We start from the raw sequence: 450 nt of genomic DNA on the forward strand, positions 1-450 counted from the left end.
GGACACCGAACCGCCGAACATCGGCGACGGATGCCGCCCCGCCTGTAGGAACAGCGCATTGATCAGGATCGCGATGATGGCCGAGGCCGCCAGCACGCCCGCGACGAGATCCTTCGGACTGTGCAGCAGCAGGCGCAGGACGAGGCCACGTTCCTCCTCGACCGCGATGGCCGCTGCCTTGGCGCCGCGGCGACGGCGCGGCGTTTCATCGTCATCCAAAGTCTGTCTAGGCACTCTTCTTCACCTGATGGGTTTGCTCTTGTAGTCCGGAGCGCAGCGCGGGCTTCAGCGTCGAGACATTGCTGGTCGGCTCGATCGCTGCTGGCGGCGTGAACGCCAGCGGCAGCGCGACCGACACGATGGTGCCCTCGTCCACCTTGCTCTCCACATTCATCTCGCCGTGGTGCAGGCCAACCAGCCCCTTGACGATGGACAGGCCGAGGCCGGTGC

The 450-nt window shown here is 66.2% G+C and carries 1 protein-coding gene and 1 pseudogene; both read right to left on the minus strand.

Translation table 11 applies throughout. The annotated features are described in order from the left end of the window. A pseudogene (locus B2W55_RS33490) lies at window positions 1-234 on the minus strand (peptidoglycan-binding protein); the annotation flags it as partial. Next, window positions 227-450: ATP-binding protein (locus tag B2W55_RS33495; protein ID WP_349678891.1), on the minus strand; the 224-nt coding region annotated here is incomplete at its 5' end. The gene B2W55_RS33495 and the pseudogene B2W55_RS33490, both read right to left, overlap by 8 nt.

Source organism: Bradyrhizobium sp. UBA2491 (assembly GCF_002341725.1).
Taxonomy (GTDB): domain Bacteria; phylum Pseudomonadota; class Alphaproteobacteria; order Rhizobiales; family Xanthobacteraceae; genus Bradyrhizobium.